Origin of the sequence: Mesorhizobium sp. M0478 (assembly GCF_040321305.1) — a bacterium.
Taxonomy (GTDB): Bacteria; Pseudomonadota; Alphaproteobacteria; order Rhizobiales; family Rhizobiaceae; genus Mesorhizobium.
Map to the genome: position 1 here is coordinate 185,727 of NZ_JAMYRH010000003.1, position 20,365 is coordinate 206,091.

Sequence of the window (20,365 nt, forward strand, 5' to 3'; positions counted from 1 at the left end):
TCGGGATCTCCCTGTGATGGACGATGTCGTTATCGGGATCGATGCCTCGACGACGGCGGTGAAGGCAATCGCCTTCACCCGCGACGGCGCGGAGCTGTTCCAGGCGCGCGAGGCCTATCCGCTGGCCAATCCGAAGCCCGGCCATTTCGAGCAGGATGCCGAACATTGGTGGGCAGCCCTCATCAGTGCGCTGAAGCAGGTTGCCGACAAGGTCGGCGCCGCGCGCGTGGCGGCAATTGCCATAGCCCATCAGCGCGAGACCTTCACCCTGATCGATCAGGCCGGCACGCCGCTCATCCCGGCGATCCTGTGGCTTGACGAGCGCGCCCGGCCTCAAGTCGCCAGGCTGTCGGCCGAGCTTGGCCGCGAGACGATCCGCGACTGGAGCGGCAAGCCGCCGGATCCGACGCCGGCGCTCTATGCCATCGCCTGGCTGGCCGAACACCAGCCGCAGGTGCTGGCCAACGCCGCCGCCCTGGTCGATGTTCATGGCTTCTTCGTTCACCGGCTGACCGCACGGCTGGTTACCAGCACGGCAAGTGCCGACCCGCTCGGCTTGCTCGATGTCGCGACAGGCGAATGGCACCCTGAGCTTGTCGCGGCTGCAGGGCTGCAGCCACGGCAGTTGCCGGCGCTGATCGGCCCAGGCGAAATCTGCGGCGGCCTTGCCGAAAGCATTGCCCAGCTGACTGGCCTCAAAGCGGGCACGCCAATTGTCGCCGGCGCCGGCGATGGCCAGGCCATGGGTCTCGGCATGGGCGTCTATGGTGCCGGCAAGAGCTATCTCTCGCTCGGCTCCGGCGTCGTCAGCGGCTGCTATTCCGGCACGGTCACCACATCGGATGCGTTTCGCACGCTGGTCTCGCCGACCGGCTCCGGCTTCATGCTGGAAACCGTGCTGCGCTCGGGCATGCAACTGGTCGACTGGATCGTGCGCACCACCGGCGCGTCTTCCGCGGCAGAACTGGAGAAGGGTGCGGTCGATGTTGCGGCCGGCGGCGACGGTCTTTTGGTCATGCCCTATTGGGCCGGCGTCATGAGCCCCTATTGGGATGGCGCGGCGCGCGGCGCCGTTGTTGGCCTGTCGCTCGACCATGAGCCCAGGCATCTCTTCCGCGCCACGCTGGAAGGCATCGCTTTGGAGCAGGCCATCGCCAGCGAGGCGATGGAGGCCGAAAGCGGCGGCAAGTCGGGAGAGATGATTTCCGCCGGCGGCGGCACCAATTCGGCGCTGCTGATGAAGATCATGGCCAGCGTGCTGGAGCGGCCGCTGTTCGTGTCGCCGGTCAACGAGGCGGCGGCCCTTGGCGCGGCCATGCTGGCTGCTTCGGCGATCGGCTGGTTCGCCTCGGCGGAAGACGCCGCCAAGGCAATGGCGGCGGCGCCGGCCAGGCGTGTCGATCCGGATATGACGCTGGTGCCGGCTTACCGGGCGCGCAAGGCGATCTACCGCGACCTCTATCACGCGACACGCGACATCCACGCGCGGCTCGGTGCGATCTGAGTTCAAGCGCAGCTTGCCTGCGTGAGGCTCCCATGCCCAACCTGCCCAGCTTGCCGATTTTGCGTCCTGCCCGGCCAATGCTAGACTCATCGGGCCTATGAAAGCAGTATTTCACCTTGCCGCCCTGCCCTGGATTGTCGCGCTTGCGGCAGCTCCAATGACGGCGCGTGCGCAGGACGAGCCGCCCTTCGAGGTCACGCTCGACATGGACAATGACGGCAGGATGGATCGGGCCGCGATCGCGGCGGATCCCGACAGCGGGCTGGCGGATCTCTCGATCTATCTGGCTGCCGGCGAAGGAAAGCTCGATCCTTCGCGCAAGCCTGACTTTGTCAAAAAGGCGCTGACGCAGGACTGTATTCTCGGGCTCGAAAGCAAGGGCAAGGGATCGCTTGCCGTCACCTCGTGCTTCGGCTGCGGCGCCAACAAATCATGGGATGCGACGCTGACCATCGTCTGGCGCGGCGGTAAATTCCTTGTCGCCGGCTACAGTCGCGACTGGGACTGGAATGTGCAGAAAGCCGACGGCTCGGTCGAGACGACGCTGGGCGGCTGCGACATCAATTTTCTCACCGGCAGAGGCATTGCCTCAAAGGACCTGGACGACGGCAAACCGGTCGCGGGAAAATTCGTGCCGGTCGCGCTGGCCGACTGGTCGGACGACAGTCGTCCGGAGCCCTGCGAATTCTGACAAGCCCCCGCGTGCTTCAGCGGTTGAGCAATCCCTTGGCCGCATCCTCATCGGTGATCAGCACCGAAATCCTGGTGTTGGCCAGCGCCGCGCGCATGACGGCGACCTTCTCCTGACCGCCTGACACCAGGATGATGCTCGGAATATCGGACAGATCCTGCAGCGGATAGGCGCAGACGCGGCGGTTGACCTCATGGTCGACAGGGTGGCCCTCGGCGTCGATGAAGTGGCACAAGAGGTCGCCGACCGCGCCGGCCGCCTGCAATTCCTCGAGTTCGCTCGGTTTGATGAAGCCGTAATTGGCGATCGGGCTGTCCTTGGAAAACGAGCCGACGCTGAGCACGGCGATGTTGGCGCGGCGCGCGCGGAAGACGACATCCTGAACGCTGCGCTGGCTCATGAAGGCATCGCGCTGTTCCGGCTTGTCGGCATAGACCGGCACCGGCAGCAGGAAACATTCAGCGCCGATCTTTTCGGCGAACTCCCAGGCGCTTTCGGTCGGGTTGAGCGGCTGCGCGTGGGTGAGGCCACCGAGCATCGAGACAACCGTCGTCCTGGCGATCGGCCGCCTCGGCAGTTCGTTGATGGCGAATTTCAGGGTGCGACCCCAGCCCAGCGCGATGACGTCGCCGGCATTCACATTGTCGGCGAGATAGGCGGCAGCCGCGTGGCCGATCATCAGCGGCGCGTTGCTGCGATCAGCGGCTGATGGCACCACGACCGCCTGGCTGAGCCCGAAACGCTGCTTCAGGCTCTCCTCGAGCTGCACGCATTCGACGACACTGTCGCGAATGCGGAACTGCACGATGCCCTCCTCTCGCGCAGCGGAGAGAATGCGGTGCACCTTGATGCGGCCGACGCCGAGGATCTCGGAAATGCGCTCTTGCGTCAGACCTTCGACATAGTAATGCCAGGCGGCCCGGGCCTTGAGCTCGGCATCGGGGAAGCGCGAGGCCTTCTCGTTTTCGACGGTCGCCATCTTTTGCCCTCCCGCGGCAGATTTCGGAAATCTTTCCGCAAGCGCCGCCCCCTGGCCTTCCCTAGGACAAACCGCCCTGTGGCGCAAACCACCGCCGAATGGCGCAACGGCTCTTGACAATTTTCTAATGAACAGTTTAGCTGAACAAAATTGCATATCAAAGATAAATTGTTCACAGGGAGGTGCCTGGTGAACAAGAGCGGACGGCAGGCCATCGCCGTTTCGCTGACGGAGGAGACGAAGTGGCCGTGAGTAATGATGCAAGCGAGTCGAAGGCTGGCGAGTTGAAAGCCGCGCCCGGCACTCAAGGTGCGACGGCCGCGAAGCTTTCGGCACTGTTTGCCGGAACCATGGGACCGCTGATCGGACTGCTGCTGCTCTGCCTGGCGCTGACACTGACCACCGACACGTTCCTCACCGTGCGCAACATCCTCAACGTGCTCGACCAGATCACGGTGCTCGGCATCATGGCAATCGGCATGACGCTGGTGATCCTGATCGGCGGCATCGATCTCTCGGTCGGCTCGGTGCTGGCGCTGGCCGCCATGGTGATGGGCTTTGTCTCCCACCCCGACTATCTCAATCTCGGCCTTGCGGCCGGCGTCGTTGCAGCACTGGTCGTCGCCGGCCTTTGCGGACTGGTGTCCGGCCTGCTGGTGACCGTCACCCGGCTGCCGCCGTTCATCGCGACGCTGGCGATGATGTCGGTGGCGCGCGGCCTTGCCAACATGATCACCGACGGCTCGCAGATCGTCGGCTTTCCCGACTGGTTCACCAGCCTGTCGATCATCCGCCATTTCGGCTTTCTGTCGGTCACAGTCGGGGTGATGATGGTGCTGGCGATCGTCTTCGCCATCTTCCTCAACTACCGCGCCGCCGGCCGCAGCCTTTACGCCATCGGCGGCAGCGCCGAGGTGGCGCGGCTCTCCGGCATTCCGGTGAAGTCGCTGACCAACTGGGTCTATGCCATTTGCGGCGTGCTTGCGGGTCTTGCCGGCATCGTGCTCGCCGCGCGGCTGGATTCGGTGCAGCCGAGTTCCGGCCTGGGCTATGAACTCGACACCATCGCGGCGGTGGTGATCGGCGGCGCCAGCCTCTCGGGCGGCGTCGGTTCGATCGGCGGCACAGCGGTCGGCGTGCTCATCATCGGCGTGCTGCGCAACGGCCTCAATCTGCTCGGCGTCTCGCCCTTCATCCAGCAGGTGGTGATCGGCGTGGTGATCGCGCTGGCCGTCGCCAGCGACACCTGGCGGCGCAGGGCGCGATAGAGAGCGGGGCACAATTGAGAATTCGCCCGGAGCGTCCGGGCGATAGACGGATCGGTCGATCCGAAACTGGGATGTTCCAAGGGGCGCGATGCGCTGGCGGGACAGTTTGACTATCAACGGAGGAAACACATGCTGACCAAACGTTCATTGCTGCTGGCCGCTGCCGCCATCATTCCTATGCTCGGGCTGACCGACATGGCCTCGGCCAAGGAGGCCAAGAAACTCGGCCTCGCCGTGGCCAATCTGCAGGCCGACTTCTTCAACCAGATCAAGCAGTCGGTCGAAGCCTACAGCAAGGAAAAGGGCATCGAGATCGTCACCGTCGACGCCAAGGGCGATTCGGCAACGCAGGTCAGCCAGGTGCAGGATCTGATCACGCAGAACATCGACGCGCTGATCTACATTCCGGCCGGCGCCACCGCCGCCACCGTGCCGACCAAAACCGCCAAGGCTGCCGGCATCCCGGTCGTCAATGTCGACCGCAACGCCGACGGCGCGCCCGGCGACACCTTCATCGCCACCAACAGCGTCGCCTCGGCGCAGGCGGTGTGCGACTACATCGCCAAGCAGGCCGGCGGCAAAGGCGAACTGATCATCATCCACGGCCAGAAGGGCACCACGCCGGAAGTGGATCGCTCGAAGGGCTGCGGCGAAGCGCTCAAGGCCTATCCCGATATCAAGGTGGTCGGCGAATTGTGGAGCGAAGGCTGGCACCAGGACGAAGGCTTCAAGCTGACGCAGGACCTGCTGCAGTCGCATCCCGATGTCTCCATCGTCATCGGCCAGGCCGATGCGCTGGCGCTGGGCGCGGCACAGGCGGTCAAGGTCGCCAATCCCGGCCACAAGGTCTGGGTCGCCGGCTTCGATGGCGACGTGGCCGCACTCAAGGCGCTGAAGGACGGCGTGTTCGACGTCACCGCGACGCAGCAGACGCAAGGCATGGGCCGGCTCGCCGTCGATGCGGCGATCAAGCTGGTGGCCGGCGAAAGCGTTCCGGCCGAGCAGCTGCAGGATGCGACGCTGACCACCAAGGACAATGTCGAACAGTTCATCGCCAAGCACCCGTAATAACCCGCACCGCTTAGAGAGAGCGCCACGATGTCTCCTGATCCTCGCCACAGCGAAAGCCCGCACAACGGGCTTTTCGTCAACGGCCTCTGCAAGAGCTACGGACCGGTCCAGGTTCTGGCCGATGCGAGCTTCGAGGTGCGGCCGGGCGAGGTTGTGGCGCTGCTCGGCGAAAACGGCGCCGGCAAGTCGACGGTGTCCAATATCATCGCCGGCTCGACCCGGCCCGACGCGGGCACCATCATCTGGCGGGGGAAGCCCTATTCCCCCGCCTCGCCCGCCGCCGCCATCGATGCCGGTGTGGGCATGATCCATCAGGAACTGAAGCTGCTGCCGGATCTGTCGGTGGCGGAGAACGTCTATGTCGGGCGCCTGCCGATGCGCGGCGGCCGCATCGACCGCGCAGCGATGAACGCCAAGGCCTCGGCGCAGTTGAAGCGGCTTGGCCTCGACGTCTCGCCCGAGCGCAAGGTGGGCACGCTGCGCATCGCCGCCCAGCAACAGGTCGAGATCGCCAAGGCGTTGACGCTCAATGCCGAATTGCTGATCTTCGACGAACCGACCGCAGCGCTTGGCGGCGAGGAAACGGAGCTTTTGTTCCAGCAGATCCGCAAGCTCAAGGCGGAGGGCATGTCCTTCATCTACATCAGCCATCGTCTCGACGAGATCGCGCAGATTGCCGACCGCGTGGTTGTGATGCGCGACGGACGCATCGTCGCCCGCCACGAACGCGCCGATATTCCCGTGCGCACAGTAGTGGAGCAGATGGTCGGCCGCTCGGTCGAGCGGATGTTCCCACACTTGACGCCGCCGCGCGAGGAGACGCTGCTCGAGGTCGACAACCTGTCCTCGCCGGAGAAGAGCTTCAACAACGTTTCCTTCTCGGTCAAAGCAGGCGAGATCCTCGGCATTGCCGGGTTGATCGGCGCCGGCCGCACCGAACTGGTGCGGGCGATCGCCGGCGCCGATCCGATCTCGTCGGGCTCGGTGCGCGTTGCCGGCAAATCGGTGCATCTCAGCGGGCCGGCGGCAGCGATCAAGGCCGGCGTCGTGCTGGTGCCGGAAGACCGTAAGGCGCAAGGCGTGGTGCTCGACCAGACCATCGGCGAGAATCTGGCGTTCGGCAATTTCGACCATGTCGCGCCGAAGGGCTGGGTGTTTCCGAAAGCGGTGCAGAAATTCGCCGAAGCCGGCATCGCAAGGCTCGGGGTCAAGGGCAAACCTGGCCAGGCGGTCAGCAAGCTTTCCGGCGGCAACCAGCAGAAGGTGATCATTGCCAAATGGGTGTCGCGACCGCCAAAAGTGTTCATCCTCGATGAACCGACGCGCGGCATCGATGTCGGCGCGCGTGCGGCTATCTACGACGTGATCGCCGACCTCGCCCGCTCCGGCATGGCGGTGGTGGTGGTCAGCTCCGACCTCGAGGAGGTGCTGGGGCTGTCGCACCGGGTGCTGGTGCTGAGCCGCGGCCGCCAGCGCGGCATTCTCGACCGCAGCGAGGCGAGCAATGTCGCGGTGATGGAACTCGCCACGAGCTGAGGACAGGAGTCGGAACAAAGCACAGCAGGTGGTATCCTCCCAAGGACCGGACCGCGCGGGGCGCCAGCAAAGACTGGCGCCCCTTCATTTCAGGAGGGGGAACAACATGAAACTATTCGATCTCAGCGGCGACGTAGCGCTGGTAACAGGCGCCGGCAGCGGCATTGGCCAGGCCATTGCCATCGGGCTCGCCGAAGCCGGCGCCGACATAGCCTGTTTCGGCCACTCCTCCAAGGGCGGGCTGGACGAGACGGCGCACAAGATTTCGGCACTTGGCCGCAAGGCGCTGGTGCTGACCGGAACGGTGACGTCGGAGGCCGATCTCGCGTCAGCGATCGAGCGCACCGAGAACGAACTCGGCGCGTTGACCATCGCCGTCAACAATGCCGGCATCGCCGGGGCCGAGCCGGCCGAGACGCTGCCGCTGGAAAAATGGCAGAGTATCTACGACGTGAATGTCAGCGGCGTGTTCCTGTCCTGCCAGGCCGAGGCGCGCGCCATGCTGACGCGGCGCAAGGGCTCGATCATCAACATCGCCTCGATGTCGGGCTCGATCGTCAATCGCGGCCTGACCCAGGCGCATTACAATTCGTCGAAGGCGGCCGTCATCCACATGTCGAAGAGCCTCGCCATGGAATGGGCCGATCGCGGCCTGCGCGTCAATGTGGTGAGCCCCGGCTACACGCTGACGCCGATGAACAAACGGCCTGAGGTCGCGGAACAGATCAAGATATTCGAGCGCGACACACCAATGGGCCGCATGGCGACGCCGGAAGAGATGGTCGGCCCGACCGTGTTCCTGGCCAGCCGCGCCGCGAGTTACGTCACCGGCATCGACCTGATCGTCGATGGCGGTTTTGTCTGCTGGTAAGGAGAAAAGATGCAGAAGCGTTTTGAAGGCAAGACTGCGGTCATCACCGGCGCGAGCGGTGGCATCGGCGCGGCGATGGCGAAGCGCTTCGCCGAGGAAGGTGCCGCGGTCGTGGTCAGCGCGATCGATGCCCGCGTCGAAGAGGTCGCCGCCGGCCTCAAAGCGGCTGGCGCCCAGGTCGCGTCGATGCGCATGGACGTGACCAACAAGGACGAGGTCACCGCGCTGTACGACCTCGCCGAGAAGGAATTCGGCCGCGTCGACATTTCGGTGCAGAATGCCGGCGTCATCACCATCGCCCGGATCGAGGCAATGACCGAAGCCGAGTGGGACAAGGTGTTGGCAGTGAACACCAAGGGCGTGTTCCTGTGCTGCCAGGAAGCGATCGCGCGCATCCGCAAGCATGGCGACGGCGGCCGGCTGATCAACACGGCATCGGGCCAGGCGCGGCAGGGTTTCATCTACACGCCGCACTATGCGGCGTCGAAGTTCGGCGTCGTCGGCATCACCCAGAGCCTGGCCAAGGAAGTAGCCAAGGAAAAGATCACCGTCAACGCGATTTGCCCCGGCATTATCGACACTGACATGTGGGCTTACAACGACGCCGCCTGGGGCAAGCTGATGGGTGACTACAAGCCCGGCGAGCTGATGGCCGAATGGGTGAAGAACATCCCGATGGGACGCGCCGGCAGCGGCGAGGACGTGTCCGGCCTGGTCAGCTTTCTCGCCAGCGACGACGCCACCTACATCACCGGCCAAACCATCAATGTCGATGGCGGCCTGATCATGTCGTGAACGTCAGCTCTGGCGGTTGGCAATCGACCAGTCTGAAATTCCGCAGTGCACAGGGCATCAGCCGTTGCGCCGCATGAACGTTGGTATATATAATTTCATCTCATGAAACGGCCTTGGCGGGGATGGGGCTCGCCGGCCGAGACCATGGGACCTTGATGGCTCGCACGTCTGAGAGCGCCGCTGGAGCGGCGATCGATCTGTTGACGATTGCTCACGCAGCAATCCATCCGATGCCATGACGCGGGCCCGCCCGGCATCACATAAACGCCAAGTCGAGCAACCATTTCGCCTGCGCAAGTTGCGGCTGCGGCACTGGCTTGGTGCGAACGAGCTTGCGTAACGACCCGCCTTTCCAACACAATCAAGAAAAGACGCAAGAAGGGAACGATCAAGAAATTTCCACATGGTTTGACAGGAGAACAAGCATGTCATTTCGCAGTGTGATTTCGAACCTATCAATGGGAGCCTTTGCGCTTGCCACCGCAAGTTCGCTTACATCGCCGGTCCAGGCAGCAGCACCCGAATCCAACGACCCGATCAAGATCGCGCTGTTCGACTGGACCAGCGTCAATCTCAACGCCAAGATCCTTGGCGGTATCCTCGAAAAGCTCGGCTATACCGTCGAATATCCGACAGCCGACTACCTCTCCAGCCTGACCACCGGTCTCACCAATGGCGACCTCGATGTCGGCCTGGAGTTCTGGGACACGACGGCCGGCGAGGCGATGAAGGCCTCCGACGCCACCGGCCAGACCGAGCGGCTGGGCAAGCTCGGGCCGAAGGCCAAGGAAGAGTGGTGGTTTCCCGAATATATGAAGGAGAAATGCCCGGGCCTGCCCAATTGGGAGGCGCTGAAGGACCCGAAATGCGCCGAGGCGTTCTCGACGGCGGAGACGGCGCCGAAGGGCCGCTATCTCGGCGGCCCGGTAACCTGGGAAGGCTTTGACGACGAGCGCGTCGAGGCGCTGAAGCTGCCCTTCACCGTCATCCATGCCGGCACCGACGCGGCGATGTTCGCCGAGTTGGACTCGGCCTATCAGCGCAAGGCGCCGATCATGCTGTGGATCTATTCGCCGCATTGGGCGCCGGCCAAGTACAAGGGCGAGTGGGTCGAATTCCCGGAGTATACGCCCGAGTGCTACACCGACCCGAAATGGGGCACCAACCCGGATGCCAAATATGATTGCGGCAAACCGCATGGCGAAATCTGGAAATACTCCTGGTCCGGCATGAAGGACAAATGGCCGGTCGCCTACAAGGTGGCCAAGGCGTACACGATCGATACCGATGAGCTCAACAAGATGAGCGGCGAGATCGACCTCGGCGGCAAGACGCCCGAAGATGTCGCCGCCGCCTGGATCGCCGCCCACGAAGCCGACTGGAAAGCCTGGGCGCAGTGATCGCCTGACTGGAAGCCAGACCCGGCCCTAGCGGCCGGGTCTTATCTCCATTTTCCAGAAGGACCATTGGATGACGGAAGCGACTGAACCGCAGGCAACTGGCACGCCCAAGGATGTGCGGCCGATAAAGCTTGCCTGCCGCAATGTCTGGAAATTGTTCGGGTCGAACGCGGCCAGCTTCATCCGCGAGCGTGACGGCAAGGCCAGCATGGCCGACATCGCCGCGGCCGGACTGGTCGGCGCGGTGCGCGCCGTCGATCTCGAAATCCGCCAGGGCGAGATTTTCATCATTATGGGGCTGTCCGGCTCCGGCAAGTCGACGCTGGTGCGCTGCATGTCGCGGCTGGTCGAGCCGACCCACGGCAAGGTCGAATTCGAAGGCAACGATCTGCTCAAGATTTCCGATTCGGCGCTGATCGAACTGCGGCGCCATCGCATGGGCATGGTGTTCCAGAATTTCGCGCTGCTGCCGCATCTGAACGTGCTGGAGAACATTGCCTTCCCGCTGAGTATCCAGGGCCAGGACCGGCCGACGCGCGAAGCGAGAGCGCGGGAGGTGATCGATCTCGTGGGCTTACGCGGCCGCGAGCATTTCTATCCGCGCGAACTCTCCGGCGGCCAGCAGCAGCGCGTCGGCATCGCCCGCAGCCTCGCGACCAAGCCGGAGATCTGGTTCCTCGACGAGCCGTTCTCGGCGCTTGACCCATTGATCCGCCGCGAGATGCAGGACGAGCTGATGCGGCTGCAGACCATGCTGCACAAGACCATCGTTTTCATCACCCATGATTTCGACGAGGCGATCAGGCTGGCCGACCGCATCGCCATCATGAAGGACGGCGAGGTCATCCAGATCGGCACACCGGAGCAACTGGTGGTCAATCCGGCGACCGACTATGTCGCCGAATTCACCCGGGATGTCGACCGCGCCAAGGTGATTTCGGCGCGCAGCCTGATGCGTGCCCTGGATGGCTCCGAGCATGGCGGCACGGTTTCGCCCGACGCCAGGATCGCCAGCTTCTCGGCCAGCATCGTCGCTTCGGGAAAACCGTTCGCGGTGGTCAACGGCAGCGGCAAGTCGATCGGCGAGGTGACGCCGCAAGCCGTGATCGGACTGCTGGCCGGCATCGACAAGCAAAGAGCCGGCGCATGACGGTGACTGCAAGCGCCAGCCAAACGAGGCCACCGGTTCAGCGCTGGCTGCTGATCTGGGCGCTGGCGCTGGCCGCCGTGCTGGTGGTGTTTCTGCTGCAGGACAGACTGCCCTGGGCCGTCAACTATCCGGCCGAGGCGGTTATCCCGGTCGCCGACTGGGTCAGTGCGCTGATGCGCTGGATCAAGTCGAACTTGTCCTGGCTGACCCGCTCGATCACCGCGGTGCTCGGCGTTCCCCTCGATTTCGCGCTCGACCTGCTGGCCAAGAATTTCAAGATTGGTCATGGTGCCGATGCCTATGTCCTGCCGCGCCTGTCCTGGATCGGCGTCTGCGCCGCCGCCTTCATCGCCGGGCATGCCGTGGGCGGTAGAAAACTCGGCATGCTCGTCGGCGGCTGCTTCCTCTACACCGCGCTGTTCGGCCAATGGACCAGCGCCATGCTGACACTGGCACTGATTTCCATCGCGGTGCCGTTCTGCATCGTCACCGGCCTGTTCGCCGGCATCTGGGCGTGGCGCAAGCCATGGGCCGAGCGGCTGATCATCTCACCTGCCCTCGATTTGATGCAGACCATCCCGACCTTCGCCTATCTCATCCCGATGCTGCTCCTGTTCGGCAACAGCCCGGTCTCGGCGATGATCGCCACCGCCATCTTCGCCACGCCGCCGATGGTGCGGGCGACGATGCTCGGCCTGTCGCGGGTGCCGTCAGAGATCGACGATTTCTCAGAGATGGCCGGCTGCACGGCGCGGCAGAAATTGTGGCGCGTGCTGCTGCCGTCGGCGCGGCCGACACTGATGATCGGCGTCAACCAGGTGATCATGCTGGCGCTGAACATGGTGATCATCGCCTCGATGATCGGCGCCGGCGGCCTCGGCTATGATGTGCTGCTGGCGTTGCGTGCGCTGAAGGTCGGCGAAGCGATGGAAGCCGGGCTCGCCATTGTGGCACTCGCAATCGGGCTCGACCGGTTGAGCCAAGCCATCGCCCACAAACAGGCGAAGGGCCATGTTCAACAGCAGGCGAACCAGAGCTTTTGGCGGCGCTATCCCAATCTGTCGCTGGCCATCGCCATCCTGGTCGTGACGACGCTGCTCGGCCCGTTCGTACCGGCGTTCGCAGCGGTGCCCAAGGAGATCACCTTCACCACCGCGCCACTGTGGAAGGCGGCGGTGAGCTGGGTGACGATCAACTTCTTCGACGTGATCGAAGCGTTTCGCGTGGCGCTCATCCTCAATGTACTGAACCCGCTGCGCGCCTTCTGCGAAGGCTTTCCGTGGCTCGGCGCGGTGGCCCTGCTCGGCCTCGCCGGCTACCAGTTCGGTGGCCTGCGTCTCGCCGCCCTCGTCGCCGCGCTGACCGCCTTCTGCGCCGTCACCGGCCTGTGGGAAAAGACCATGGCGACGGTTTATCTCTGCGGCATCTCGGCCTTCATCGCTTGCCTGATCGGCATCCCGATTGGCCTGATGGCCGCGCGCAGCGACCGCTTCGAAAAGATCGTCACGCCCATCATCGACACGCTGCAGGTGCTGCCGTCCTTCTGCTTCATCATTCCCGTGGTGATGCTGTTCCGGGTCGGCGACGTCACCGCCATGATCGCCACGGTCGCCTTCGCCGTGGTGCCGGCGATCCGCTACACCAATCACGGCATCCGGCAAGTGCCGCCGGCATTGATCGAGGCGGCGAAGGTTTCCGGCTGCACGCCGCGCCAGACCTTCTTTCGGGTACAATTGCCACTGGCGCTTCCCGAAATCATGCTGGGCGTCAACCAGACGATCCTGATGGCGCTGGCGATGATCATAATCTGCGCCATGGTCGGCACACGCGACCTCGGCCAGGAAGTCTTCATCGCGCTGTCCAAGGCCGATTCCGGACGCGGCATTGTCGCGGGTCTCGCCATCGCTTTCATCGGCATCGTCGCAGACCGGCTGTTCAATGCCTGGACGGCGAAGGCGCGGGCAAGACTAGGATAATTGTTGAATGTCCAATCCCGGCGAACCGCCTTTTGCCGTACTCGTCTTCGACATGGCCAAGACCGGCGAGCCGGACGGGGAGCACGTAGTTTCGGGGTTTGAGACGCTGGAGGCGGCGACGTCCTACGCCATTGCGCGGGTTCGCGCCTCGGTGGAGGACTTGCGCAAGCCCGGCATCGCCACTGCTGAGCTTCGCCAGCTCTGGCACCTCTATGGCGAAGACTGTTCGGTGCTGAACGCCGGAGTGCGCGGCAGCGATCTACTCGACGATTTCATTGCGACGCCGTCGATGCCGGCCGAATGCAACTGGCAAGTTCTCGCGCCAAGGCTGCGCCGCTTCCGCGCCTCGCTGCTGATCTCCAACGGCAACAACGAATCCGTCTGGGCGGGCGGCTTCTTTCGCTCGACCTACAGGCTGACGCGAGACGGCCTCCTCGAGCGCTTTGGCGACGACGCCATTGCCGCCTTCAAGGCCAAGGGGATCGAGCCGGCGGAGCCGACGAAGCTCATGGTCGCCAATTACTTCGAGCTGCCCGACCCGCCCTACCCGCCGCCAGGCGTGACGCTGCGATCCTGGAAGGTCGAGGTCGGTTTCGTCTGCCATGACGTGAAGTTCGGCGGCGACGCCGCCGGAATCTTCGCCTGGCCGCAAGAGCCCACCGACTGGGCGCTCAGAACCATGCAGCTCCTGCTGATGGCCGACATGATGGCCATGCGCGGCGATGGCCCCGACTGGGCCAACGACTGCGAGATACTAACCGCCAAAGTGACCGAGACGGAGGCGCCTCCCGACTATCCGCTGGATTGAAGTGATTATCATCACCTGCCCCGTGGCCGGCACACGCGATCTCGGCCAGGAAGTGTTCATCGCACGGTCCAGGGTCGCGGCATTGTCGCGGGCTGGCAACAACCTGCCATCGACATCATCGCGGTCGGTCTCCGACCCCTGAGCCGCGAAAGCTCAAGCACGGCTCGGATAGACGGTTTCGCCTCTTCTGGAGTTCGCCTCTTCTGGAAATGGCAGGCCGCGCTCCAGCTCTTGACTTTGGCGCATTTTCGCGCGGAAAGCTGCTTCATCCTCGACCAGCCTGAGCTTGCTGCCGAATGTCCGATCAGCGCGAACCGCCTTTTACTGTCGTCGTCTTCGACATGGCCAAGACCGGCGAGCATGTGGTTTCGGGGTTTGAGACGTTGGATGCGGCTACGTCCTACGCGATTGCTCGGGTTCGCGCCTCGGTGGAAGAGCTGCGCAAGCCTGGCATCGCAGCAGCCGAGCTCCGGCGGCACTGGCATATCCATGGTGAGGATTGCACGGTGCTGAACGCCAATGTGCGCGGCAGCGATCTGCTTGACGATTTCATCTCGACGCCGGGGACACCGGCCGAATGCGACTGGCCGGCGCTGGCGCCACGACTGCGCCGTTTCTACGCCGCTGTGAACGTCTTCAACAACGACGGCAAATCTATCCGGGTCAGCGGCTTTTTCCGCGCGACCTACCGGTTATGGCACGCTGGCCTGCTCGCAAGATTTGGCGACGACGCCATCGCCTCCTTCAAAGCCAAAGGCATCACGCCGGCAGTGCCGACGAGAGTCTCGGTCGACCATCACTTCGAGCAGCCCGATCCGCCGCGCCCGCCGCCCAGCGATATCAGGCCGTTGCTATCCTGGAAGGTCGAGATCGATTTCGGCTGCACCGATGTGAGGTTCGGCGCCAAAACCGACGGCGTCTTCGCCTGGCCCGAGGAGCCGACCGGCCGGGCACTCAACGACATGACACATCTGCTGATGGCTGACAGACTGTCCATGTACGGCACCGGCCCGGAGGGTGCCTATTATAGCGAATTGGTGTGGGTCAAGGTGACGGAGACCGATGCGGCTCCCGACTACCCTCTGAATTGAAACTGGGCCGGTGCCGGCGCATTGTTTTGCATCACGCCGACCTATTCCGCCGCCACGCCCTTCACCTGGAGATAGCTTTCCATCGAGTCGTCCAGCGCCTGCAGCCAGGGCGTATGGTGCAATGGCGCCATGGTGCCGGTCATCAGCGAGCGGTAGGCGTGGTCGCGAAAGCTCATAATGTCTTCCGCCTTGTGGTGCTCCCACTCCATGAAGGTCTGGTTGACCGCCTCGACGTCGAAGCCGGGATAGTCGGTCTGGTCCATCAATTCCTTGGTGTAGTCGCCCTGGAACCAGATCATCTGCTCGGCGTCTTCCAGCGTCTCTTCGCGTGCCCGCCACTTGGCGCCGTGCTCGGCCATCGCCTGTACCGACGGCAGCTTGATACGGCCCATGATGACGTCGCGGGCGAACCAGGCCTGGGCGTCGAACATGTTGAAAGTGTAGAACTGGTCCTGCATGCCGATATAGGACAGTTTCGGGTTCTTCTCCCACACGACGCCCTCATAGAGCCCGTCCGGCCACATGCGATTGGCGGTCTTCAGTTTCAGCTCTTCCGTGAGGAACGGGAAGGAATGCAGGTAGCCGGTGCACAGGATGATGGCGTCGACGTCCTTGGTGGTGCCATCCTTGAAGTGCGCCGTCTTGCCGACGACCTTCTGCAGCAGCGGTACTTCCTTCCAGTTCTCCGGCCATTTGAACCCCATCGGTTTGGAGCGGTAGCTGGAAGTGATCGATCTGGCGCCGTATTTGTAGCACTGCGAGCCGATGTCCTCGGCAGAATAGGAGCGGCCGATGATCAGTATGTCCTTGCCCTTGAACTCCATAGCATCGCGGAAATCATGGCTGTGCAGGATACGGCCGTTGAACGTCGAAAAGCCTTCGAAATAAGGAACATTGGGAACCGAGAAATGCCCTGAGGCAACGACGACATTGTCGAACTCCTCGGAGTAGGTGACGTCGTTCGTGCGGTCATGCGCGGTGACGGTGAATTTTCTCGTCTCGTCCGAGAAGGTCACCATGCGCACCGGACTGTTGAAGCGCACCCATTTGCGCAGGCCTGATTTCTCGACCCGGCCCTTGATGTAATCCCACAGCACCGCGCGTGGCGGGTAGGAGCCGATGGGACGGCCGAAGTGCTCCTCGAATGTGTAGTCGGCGAATTCCAGGCACTCCTTCGGTCCGTTCGACCAGAGGTAGCGGTACATCGAGCCGTGGACGGGGTCGCCATGCTCGTCGAGGCCGGTGCGCCAGGTGTAGTTCCACAGGCCGCCCCAGTCCGACTGCTTTTCGAAGCAGACGATTTCGGGGATCTCGGCGCCCTTGTCGGCAGCCGACTTGAAGGCCCTGAGCTGGGCCAGACCGGATGGCCCCGCTCCAATGACGGCAACGCGCGTTTTCATGGCAGGCCTCCCGGGATGATTTCGACTTTGACGCAGTTCCTATGGGAAAACCGCTTCACGCTTTTCTTAGGATTGCTCTTACGAAACAAATTTCACTCACAGTGACAGTAATTGCCTCTTCGATGCTGTCAACTGGGCTTATGGCGAAACCGCATTTCGCCCCACCAGATTTCCAGCAGAAACTGATGACAGCGCAAATCCTGAGCGGACACCATTCGACTTAAGGGCTTGCTGTCGCGGTTGCGTTTCTGTATCGGCACCGAATATGTTCACCTGGAGTGAAATAAATCACAGGGATTCGGGGGCGAGATGGCGAAGACAAGTTCCGACTCCAAGGCTGGTCCCGCTTCGGCAAAAGCAAAGCCGCTGCCGAAGACCTCCGCTGATGGGAAGGCCATCCGCGCGCCGCTGACGCAGAATCCGCACGCCATTCGCGACAAGCGCGAAAAAGTGCTGGAGGTGGCGATCGGGCGCGAGGTGCGCGCCTTCCGCAAGAAGCTCGGCATCACCGTCGCCGATCTCGCCGTCGCCACCGATATTTCGCTGGGCATGCTGTCGAAGATCGAGAACGGCATCACCTCGCCGTCGCTGACCACACTGCAGGCGCTGTCCAGGGCGCTCGGCGTTCCCGTCACCGCCTTCTTCCGGCGTTTCGAGGAAGAGCGCAGCGCCGTCTTCGTCAAGGCCGGCGAAGGGCTAGATGTCGAACGCCGCGGCACCCGCGCCGGCCATCAATACAATCTGCTCGGCCATATCGGCTCCAACACCAGCGGCGTCGTCGTCGAACCCTATCTGATCACACTGACCGAGGATTCGGATGTGTTCCCGACCTTCCAGCATGAGGGCATGGAATTCCTCTACATGCTGGAGGGCGAGGTGGTGTACCGGCACGGCAGCAACCTCTATCCGATGAAGCCGGGCGACAGCCTGTTCTTCGACGCCGATGCGCCGCATGGGCCGGAGCAGCTGACAAAACTGCCGATGCGGTATCTGTCGATCATTTGCTATCCGCAGAATAGCGCTGGGTAATCGGACCGCCGCAGCCCCCTCACCCGGATTGCCAAGGCCGAATTGCAAGAGCAATTCGGGGCAATCCGACCTCTCCCCGAGGGGAGAGGAGTCTGGCGTCAGCGCTGGCGATCTCTTCTCCGCTCGGGGAGAAGGTGGCCGCGCAGCGGCCGGATGAGGGGGCCTTTAGTCCGGCCCGAACCCCGGTGACGTCGCACTGCCATCATCCAACTTCGACAGCCATTCGAGCAGCGTCGGCCGATACCGCGTCAGGCCCTTGTAGGTGGCCAGCTCTTCCGGCAAATCCCGGATCACCCGGTGCAGTCGCCTTGCCCATTTCGGCTGTGTCACCAGTTCGTTCATCTTGATCAGATAGCAGCGGATCGGGAAGACGATGCCGTTCGAGCGCGGCAAGCGCCAGAAGCTTTGCAGTTCGACGCGCAGATGCACCTTGTCGCCGACATTTTCGGGCGTCACCGTCGCGCGGTCCGGGCCCCATTTGTGGTAATTCTCCGGGCTGGTGTCGAGGCGCGGGTTTATGGTCATCGTCCAGTTCAGCCGCCGCGCCGGCTTGCCCTGCTGGATGTTGGTGAGGAACTTCAGCGCCCTGACGAAAATGCCCTTTTCATGCGCCAGCGGCACCGGCGCGTGCCATTCGAAAAAATTCATGCCGATGTCGAAATCGAGCGACCAGTCGGCCTGGGTGGTGACCATGCCGGCATCCATCCACAGATTGCCGTCGCGCTGGTCGAGGATGCAAAAATCGCCCTGGCTCTGGCGGGTGATGTACTCCATCGGCCCGTAAGGCAGTGTCGAGGTGTCGCCGAAGGTGAAGGTGTCGTCGATGCCGAGCGGCCGGTTGATCCAGCGCCAGCGGTCGCCGTCGCGGATCAGGGTGAAATGCTCGGGATAGCCAAGTGCCTGTTGCTCCATCAAAAGTTCGAGCAGGTCCCAGCCGGCCAGCGTCATGTGCGGCAGCGACTGGCAGCGCAGCGGATCCTCGGCCAGCACCAAAGCGCGGTCCTGCATCTCGGCGACATAGTGCTCGTCGACGTCGATCAGGTTTTCCAGCACGCTGCCCTTGGGACCGACGACATGCGGCTCGATGTTGACCGCATACATGTAGCTGTCTTCGTGGAACGGAAACGGAAACCGCCTGATGTGTTCCGGGCTGTTCCTGAAGGTGAAATCGTCGCGAAACGTTTCCTTGCGAAAGGTGATGCCCAAGCTCGCCTCCTATCTTTCCAGGACCAGCGACTTGCCTTCGAAGCGCGACACGCACGGCATGATCTTGCAGCCGGAGCGGTGGTCTTCCTCACTCAGCCAGTGGTCGTTGTGGATGAACTTGCCGTCATGCGAGATGACGTTGGTCTCGCACTGGCCGCAGACACCGCCGCGGCAGAGATAGGGCGGATCGACGCCGGCGGCCTCGATGGCTTCGAGCAGGCTCTGCTGCTCGCCGACGCGGATGGACTTGGCGCTGACGGCAAGTGTGACGTCGAACGGCAGGCCGGGCTGGGGTGCCGCGAAATGCTCGTAATGCACGGTCTCCGCCGGCCAGCCGAGAGCCGTGGCGCGCTCGCGCACCCAGTTGATCATGCCGGCCGGGCCGCAGACATAGAGATGGGTGCCGAGCGGCTGCGAGGACAAGAGACGGTCGAGTTCGATGCGCTCGTCGCGGTCGTCGTGATAGAGCCGGACGCGACGGCCATAGCGCTCCTGCAGCACATCGGCATAGGTGCCGAGCGAGGCGGTGCGGCAGGTGTAGTGCAGCTCGAAATTGCCGCCGGACCCGGCGAGCTGCGCGGTCTGCGCCATGAACGGCGTGATACCGATGCCGCCGGCAAGCATCAGATGCTTCTTTGCCCTGAGGTCGAGCGAGAACAGATTGACGGGGTAGCTGACCACCATCTCCAGACCGGGCTTGACGCTCCGGTGCATGAACAACGAGCCGCCGCGGCCGACATCGTCGCGGCGCACCGAGATGGTGTATTCGCGGGTGTGGAGCGGCGATCCCATCAGCGAATAGGGATTGAGCCTTGTGCGGTCGCCATCGCGCATCTCGACCACGACATGGGCGCCGCCGGAAAAGGTCGGCAAAAGCTCACCGTCACGGCGGCGGAAATGGAAGCGCGTCACCAGTTCGTTGACCGGGACGACGTCGCTGACGACGACATCGAGCTTGGTGGTGCCGGTGCTCATGGGAAGACCTCCTCGATGGGAGGAATCTCCGAGCGATCCTCGGCATTTATGCAGACGCCCTGGAATGCTGCCAGCCGTCGCGAATAATGATCGCGCACCAGAAGCAGCAGGCCGCAATGCGCGCAGGTGGCCGGCTGCGTCGTCACATTTTCGGTGATGCCTTTGCAATGCACGCACTGCATGCGCCGCGCCAATGAGCCGCGATGCTCGGTCTGCATGGAGGTATGATCGATGCCGGCTTCGAGCGCCACCTGCATGGCCTGGCCGATCAGCCCTTCGGTGCCGGCGAGATAGAGGCGCAGGCCCATATGCGCGTTGGCAAGCGTCTGCTTCAGCCGGGGCAGCAGGCTGGCGAAGGTTGGCGCGACATGAAATTGCGCGGACTTCAGTGCCTCAAGAGCGGCAACATGCTTGCCGTCGGCCCCGGGAATGAAGACGATTTCGGCGCCGTCGAAGAAGCCGGGGGGCGCCGTCCTTGCCATATCGACGATCGCCAGCGCGCCTTCCGCATCCGCCACGAAAAGATGATGCTTGCCGGGCTGCGGGGACAGGGTTCCGTAAATGGGCCGGCTGATGATCGTTTTGGCTGCCATTCTCTACTTCGTACCTCGAAAC

Annotated in this window: 18 protein-coding genes; 13 read left to right on the forward strand and 5 right to left on the reverse strand. The window is 63.4% G+C overall.

What is annotated here, in order from left to right:
• Positions 1-16 precede the first annotated feature (16 nt).
• Both NKI64_RS08860 and NKI64_RS08865 read left to right on the forward strand, forming a co-directional pair.
• Positions 17-1,504, forward strand: a complete 1,488-nt coding sequence (locus tag NKI64_RS08860) for a xylulokinase (protein ID WP_352667602.1) — start codon at positions 17-19, stop codon at positions 1,502-1,504.
• 157 nt (positions 1,505-1,661) lie between these two features.
• A complete protein-coding gene (locus NKI64_RS08865) occupies positions 1,662-2,195 on the forward strand; it encodes a hypothetical protein (protein ID WP_023735611.1) in 534 nt (177 codons plus the stop codon).
• A 16-nt stretch (positions 2,196-2,211) separates the two neighbouring features.
• Here the strand turns inward: NKI64_RS08865 and NKI64_RS08870 are convergent, their stop codons facing one another.
• Positions 2,212-3,174 carry a sugar-binding transcriptional regulator gene (locus NKI64_RS08870; protein WP_023668527.1) on the reverse strand — a complete coding sequence of 321 codons (963 nt, stop codon included), beginning with the start codon at positions 3,172-3,174 and terminating at the stop codon, positions 2,212-2,214.
• A 284-nt stretch (positions 3,175-3,458) separates the two neighbouring features.
• On the opposite strand from NKI64_RS08870, the gene NKI64_RS08875 reads away from it, so the two are divergent.
• The 10 genes from NKI64_RS08875 to NKI64_RS08920 all read left to right on the forward strand — a co-directional run bounded on the left by NKI64_RS08875 (position 3,459) and on the right by NKI64_RS08920 (position 15,140).
• Positions 3,459-4,442 carry an ABC transporter permease gene (locus NKI64_RS08875; protein WP_050591508.1) on the forward strand — a complete coding sequence of 328 codons (984 nt, stop codon included), beginning with the start codon at positions 3,459-3,461 and terminating at the stop codon, positions 4,440-4,442.
• Positions 4,443-4,571: 129 nt separating this feature from the next.
• Positions 4,572-5,510: a sugar ABC transporter substrate-binding protein gene (locus tag NKI64_RS08880; RefSeq protein ID WP_023735613.1), complete on the forward strand. Its 939-nt coding sequence runs from the start codon at positions 4,572-4,574 to the stop codon at positions 5,508-5,510.
• Positions 5,511-5,540: 30 nt separating this feature from the next.
• Positions 5,541-7,049 (forward strand): sugar ABC transporter ATP-binding protein, encoded by a 1,509-nt coding sequence (locus NKI64_RS08885; RefSeq protein ID WP_023815212.1) that lies wholly within the window; start codon positions 5,541-5,543, stop codon positions 7,047-7,049.
• Positions 7,050-7,155: 106 nt separating this feature from the next.
• A complete protein-coding gene (locus NKI64_RS08890) occupies positions 7,156-7,920 on the forward strand; it encodes an SDR family oxidoreductase (RefSeq protein ID WP_352514467.1) in 765 nt (254 codons plus the stop codon).
• Positions 7,921-7,929: 9 nt separating this feature from the next.
• Entirely contained in the window at positions 7,930-8,715 is a 786-nt protein-coding gene (locus NKI64_RS08895) for a glucose 1-dehydrogenase (protein WP_023709923.1), read from the forward strand.
• A gap of 425 nt (positions 8,716-9,140) precedes the next feature.
• On the forward strand, positions 9,141-10,115 hold the full coding sequence (locus NKI64_RS08900; protein WP_023709924.1) for an ABC transporter substrate-binding protein: 975 nt from the start codon (positions 9,141-9,143) through the stop codon (positions 10,113-10,115).
• Positions 10,116-10,185: 70 nt separating this feature from the next.
• Positions 10,186-11,265, forward strand: a complete 1,080-nt coding sequence (locus NKI64_RS08905) for a quaternary amine ABC transporter ATP-binding protein (protein WP_023709925.1) — start codon at positions 10,186-10,188, stop codon at positions 11,263-11,265.
• Positions 11,262-13,241 (forward strand): ABC transporter permease, encoded by a 1,980-nt coding sequence (locus NKI64_RS08910; RefSeq protein WP_023709926.1) that lies wholly within the window; start codon positions 11,262-11,264, stop codon positions 13,239-13,241. Before NKI64_RS08905 ends, NKI64_RS08910 begins: the two co-directional genes overlap by 4 nt.
• A gap of 7 nt (positions 13,242-13,248) precedes the next feature.
• Complete coding sequence (locus NKI64_RS08915; RefSeq protein WP_023709927.1) at positions 13,249-14,049, forward strand: hypothetical protein; 801 nt, start codon at positions 13,249-13,251, stop codon at positions 14,047-14,049.
• Between the two features lie 296 nt (positions 14,050-14,345).
• Positions 14,346-15,140, forward strand: coding sequence for a hypothetical protein (locus NKI64_RS08920; protein WP_023709928.1), 795 nt, complete (start codon positions 14,346-14,348; stop codon positions 15,138-15,140).
• A gap of 41 nt (positions 15,141-15,181) precedes the next feature.
• Here the strand turns inward: NKI64_RS08920 and NKI64_RS08925 are convergent, their stop codons facing one another.
• On the reverse strand, positions 15,182-16,540 hold the full coding sequence (locus tag NKI64_RS08925; protein WP_023668538.1) for a trimethylamine monooxygenase: 1,359 nt from the start codon (positions 16,538-16,540) through the stop codon (positions 15,182-15,184).
• Positions 16,541-16,849: 309 nt separating this feature from the next.
• Here NKI64_RS08925 and NKI64_RS08930 point away from each other — a divergent pair, with 309 nt between their 5' ends.
• On the forward strand, positions 16,850-17,569 hold the full coding sequence (locus NKI64_RS08930; RefSeq protein ID WP_352667609.1) for a helix-turn-helix domain-containing protein: 720 nt from the start codon (positions 16,850-16,852) through the stop codon (positions 17,567-17,569).
• A 165-nt stretch (positions 17,570-17,734) separates the two neighbouring features.
• Here NKI64_RS08930 and NKI64_RS08935 read toward each other — a convergent pair whose 3' ends face one another.
• The 3 genes from NKI64_RS08935 to NKI64_RS08945 are packed head-to-tail and all read right to left on the reverse strand — an operon-like array spanning position 17,735 to position 20,343.
• The gene (locus NKI64_RS08935) at positions 17,735-18,775 is read right to left on the reverse strand and encodes a heme-dependent oxidative N-demethylase family protein (protein ID WP_352667612.1); all 1,041 of its coding nucleotides are present in this window, start codon (positions 18,773-18,775) and stop codon (positions 17,735-17,737) included.
• A 9-nt stretch (positions 18,776-18,784) separates the two neighbouring features.
• Positions 18,785-19,750, reverse strand: a complete 966-nt coding sequence (locus tag NKI64_RS08940) for a PDR/VanB family oxidoreductase (protein WP_352462066.1) — start codon at positions 19,748-19,750, stop codon at positions 18,785-18,787.
• Positions 19,747-20,343, reverse strand: coding sequence for a dimethylamine monooxygenase subunit DmmA family protein (locus NKI64_RS08945; RefSeq protein WP_023668542.1), 597 nt, complete (start codon positions 20,341-20,343; stop codon positions 19,747-19,749). Before NKI64_RS08945 ends, NKI64_RS08940 begins: the two co-directional genes overlap by 4 nt.
• Positions 20,344-20,365: the final 22 nt, after the last annotated feature.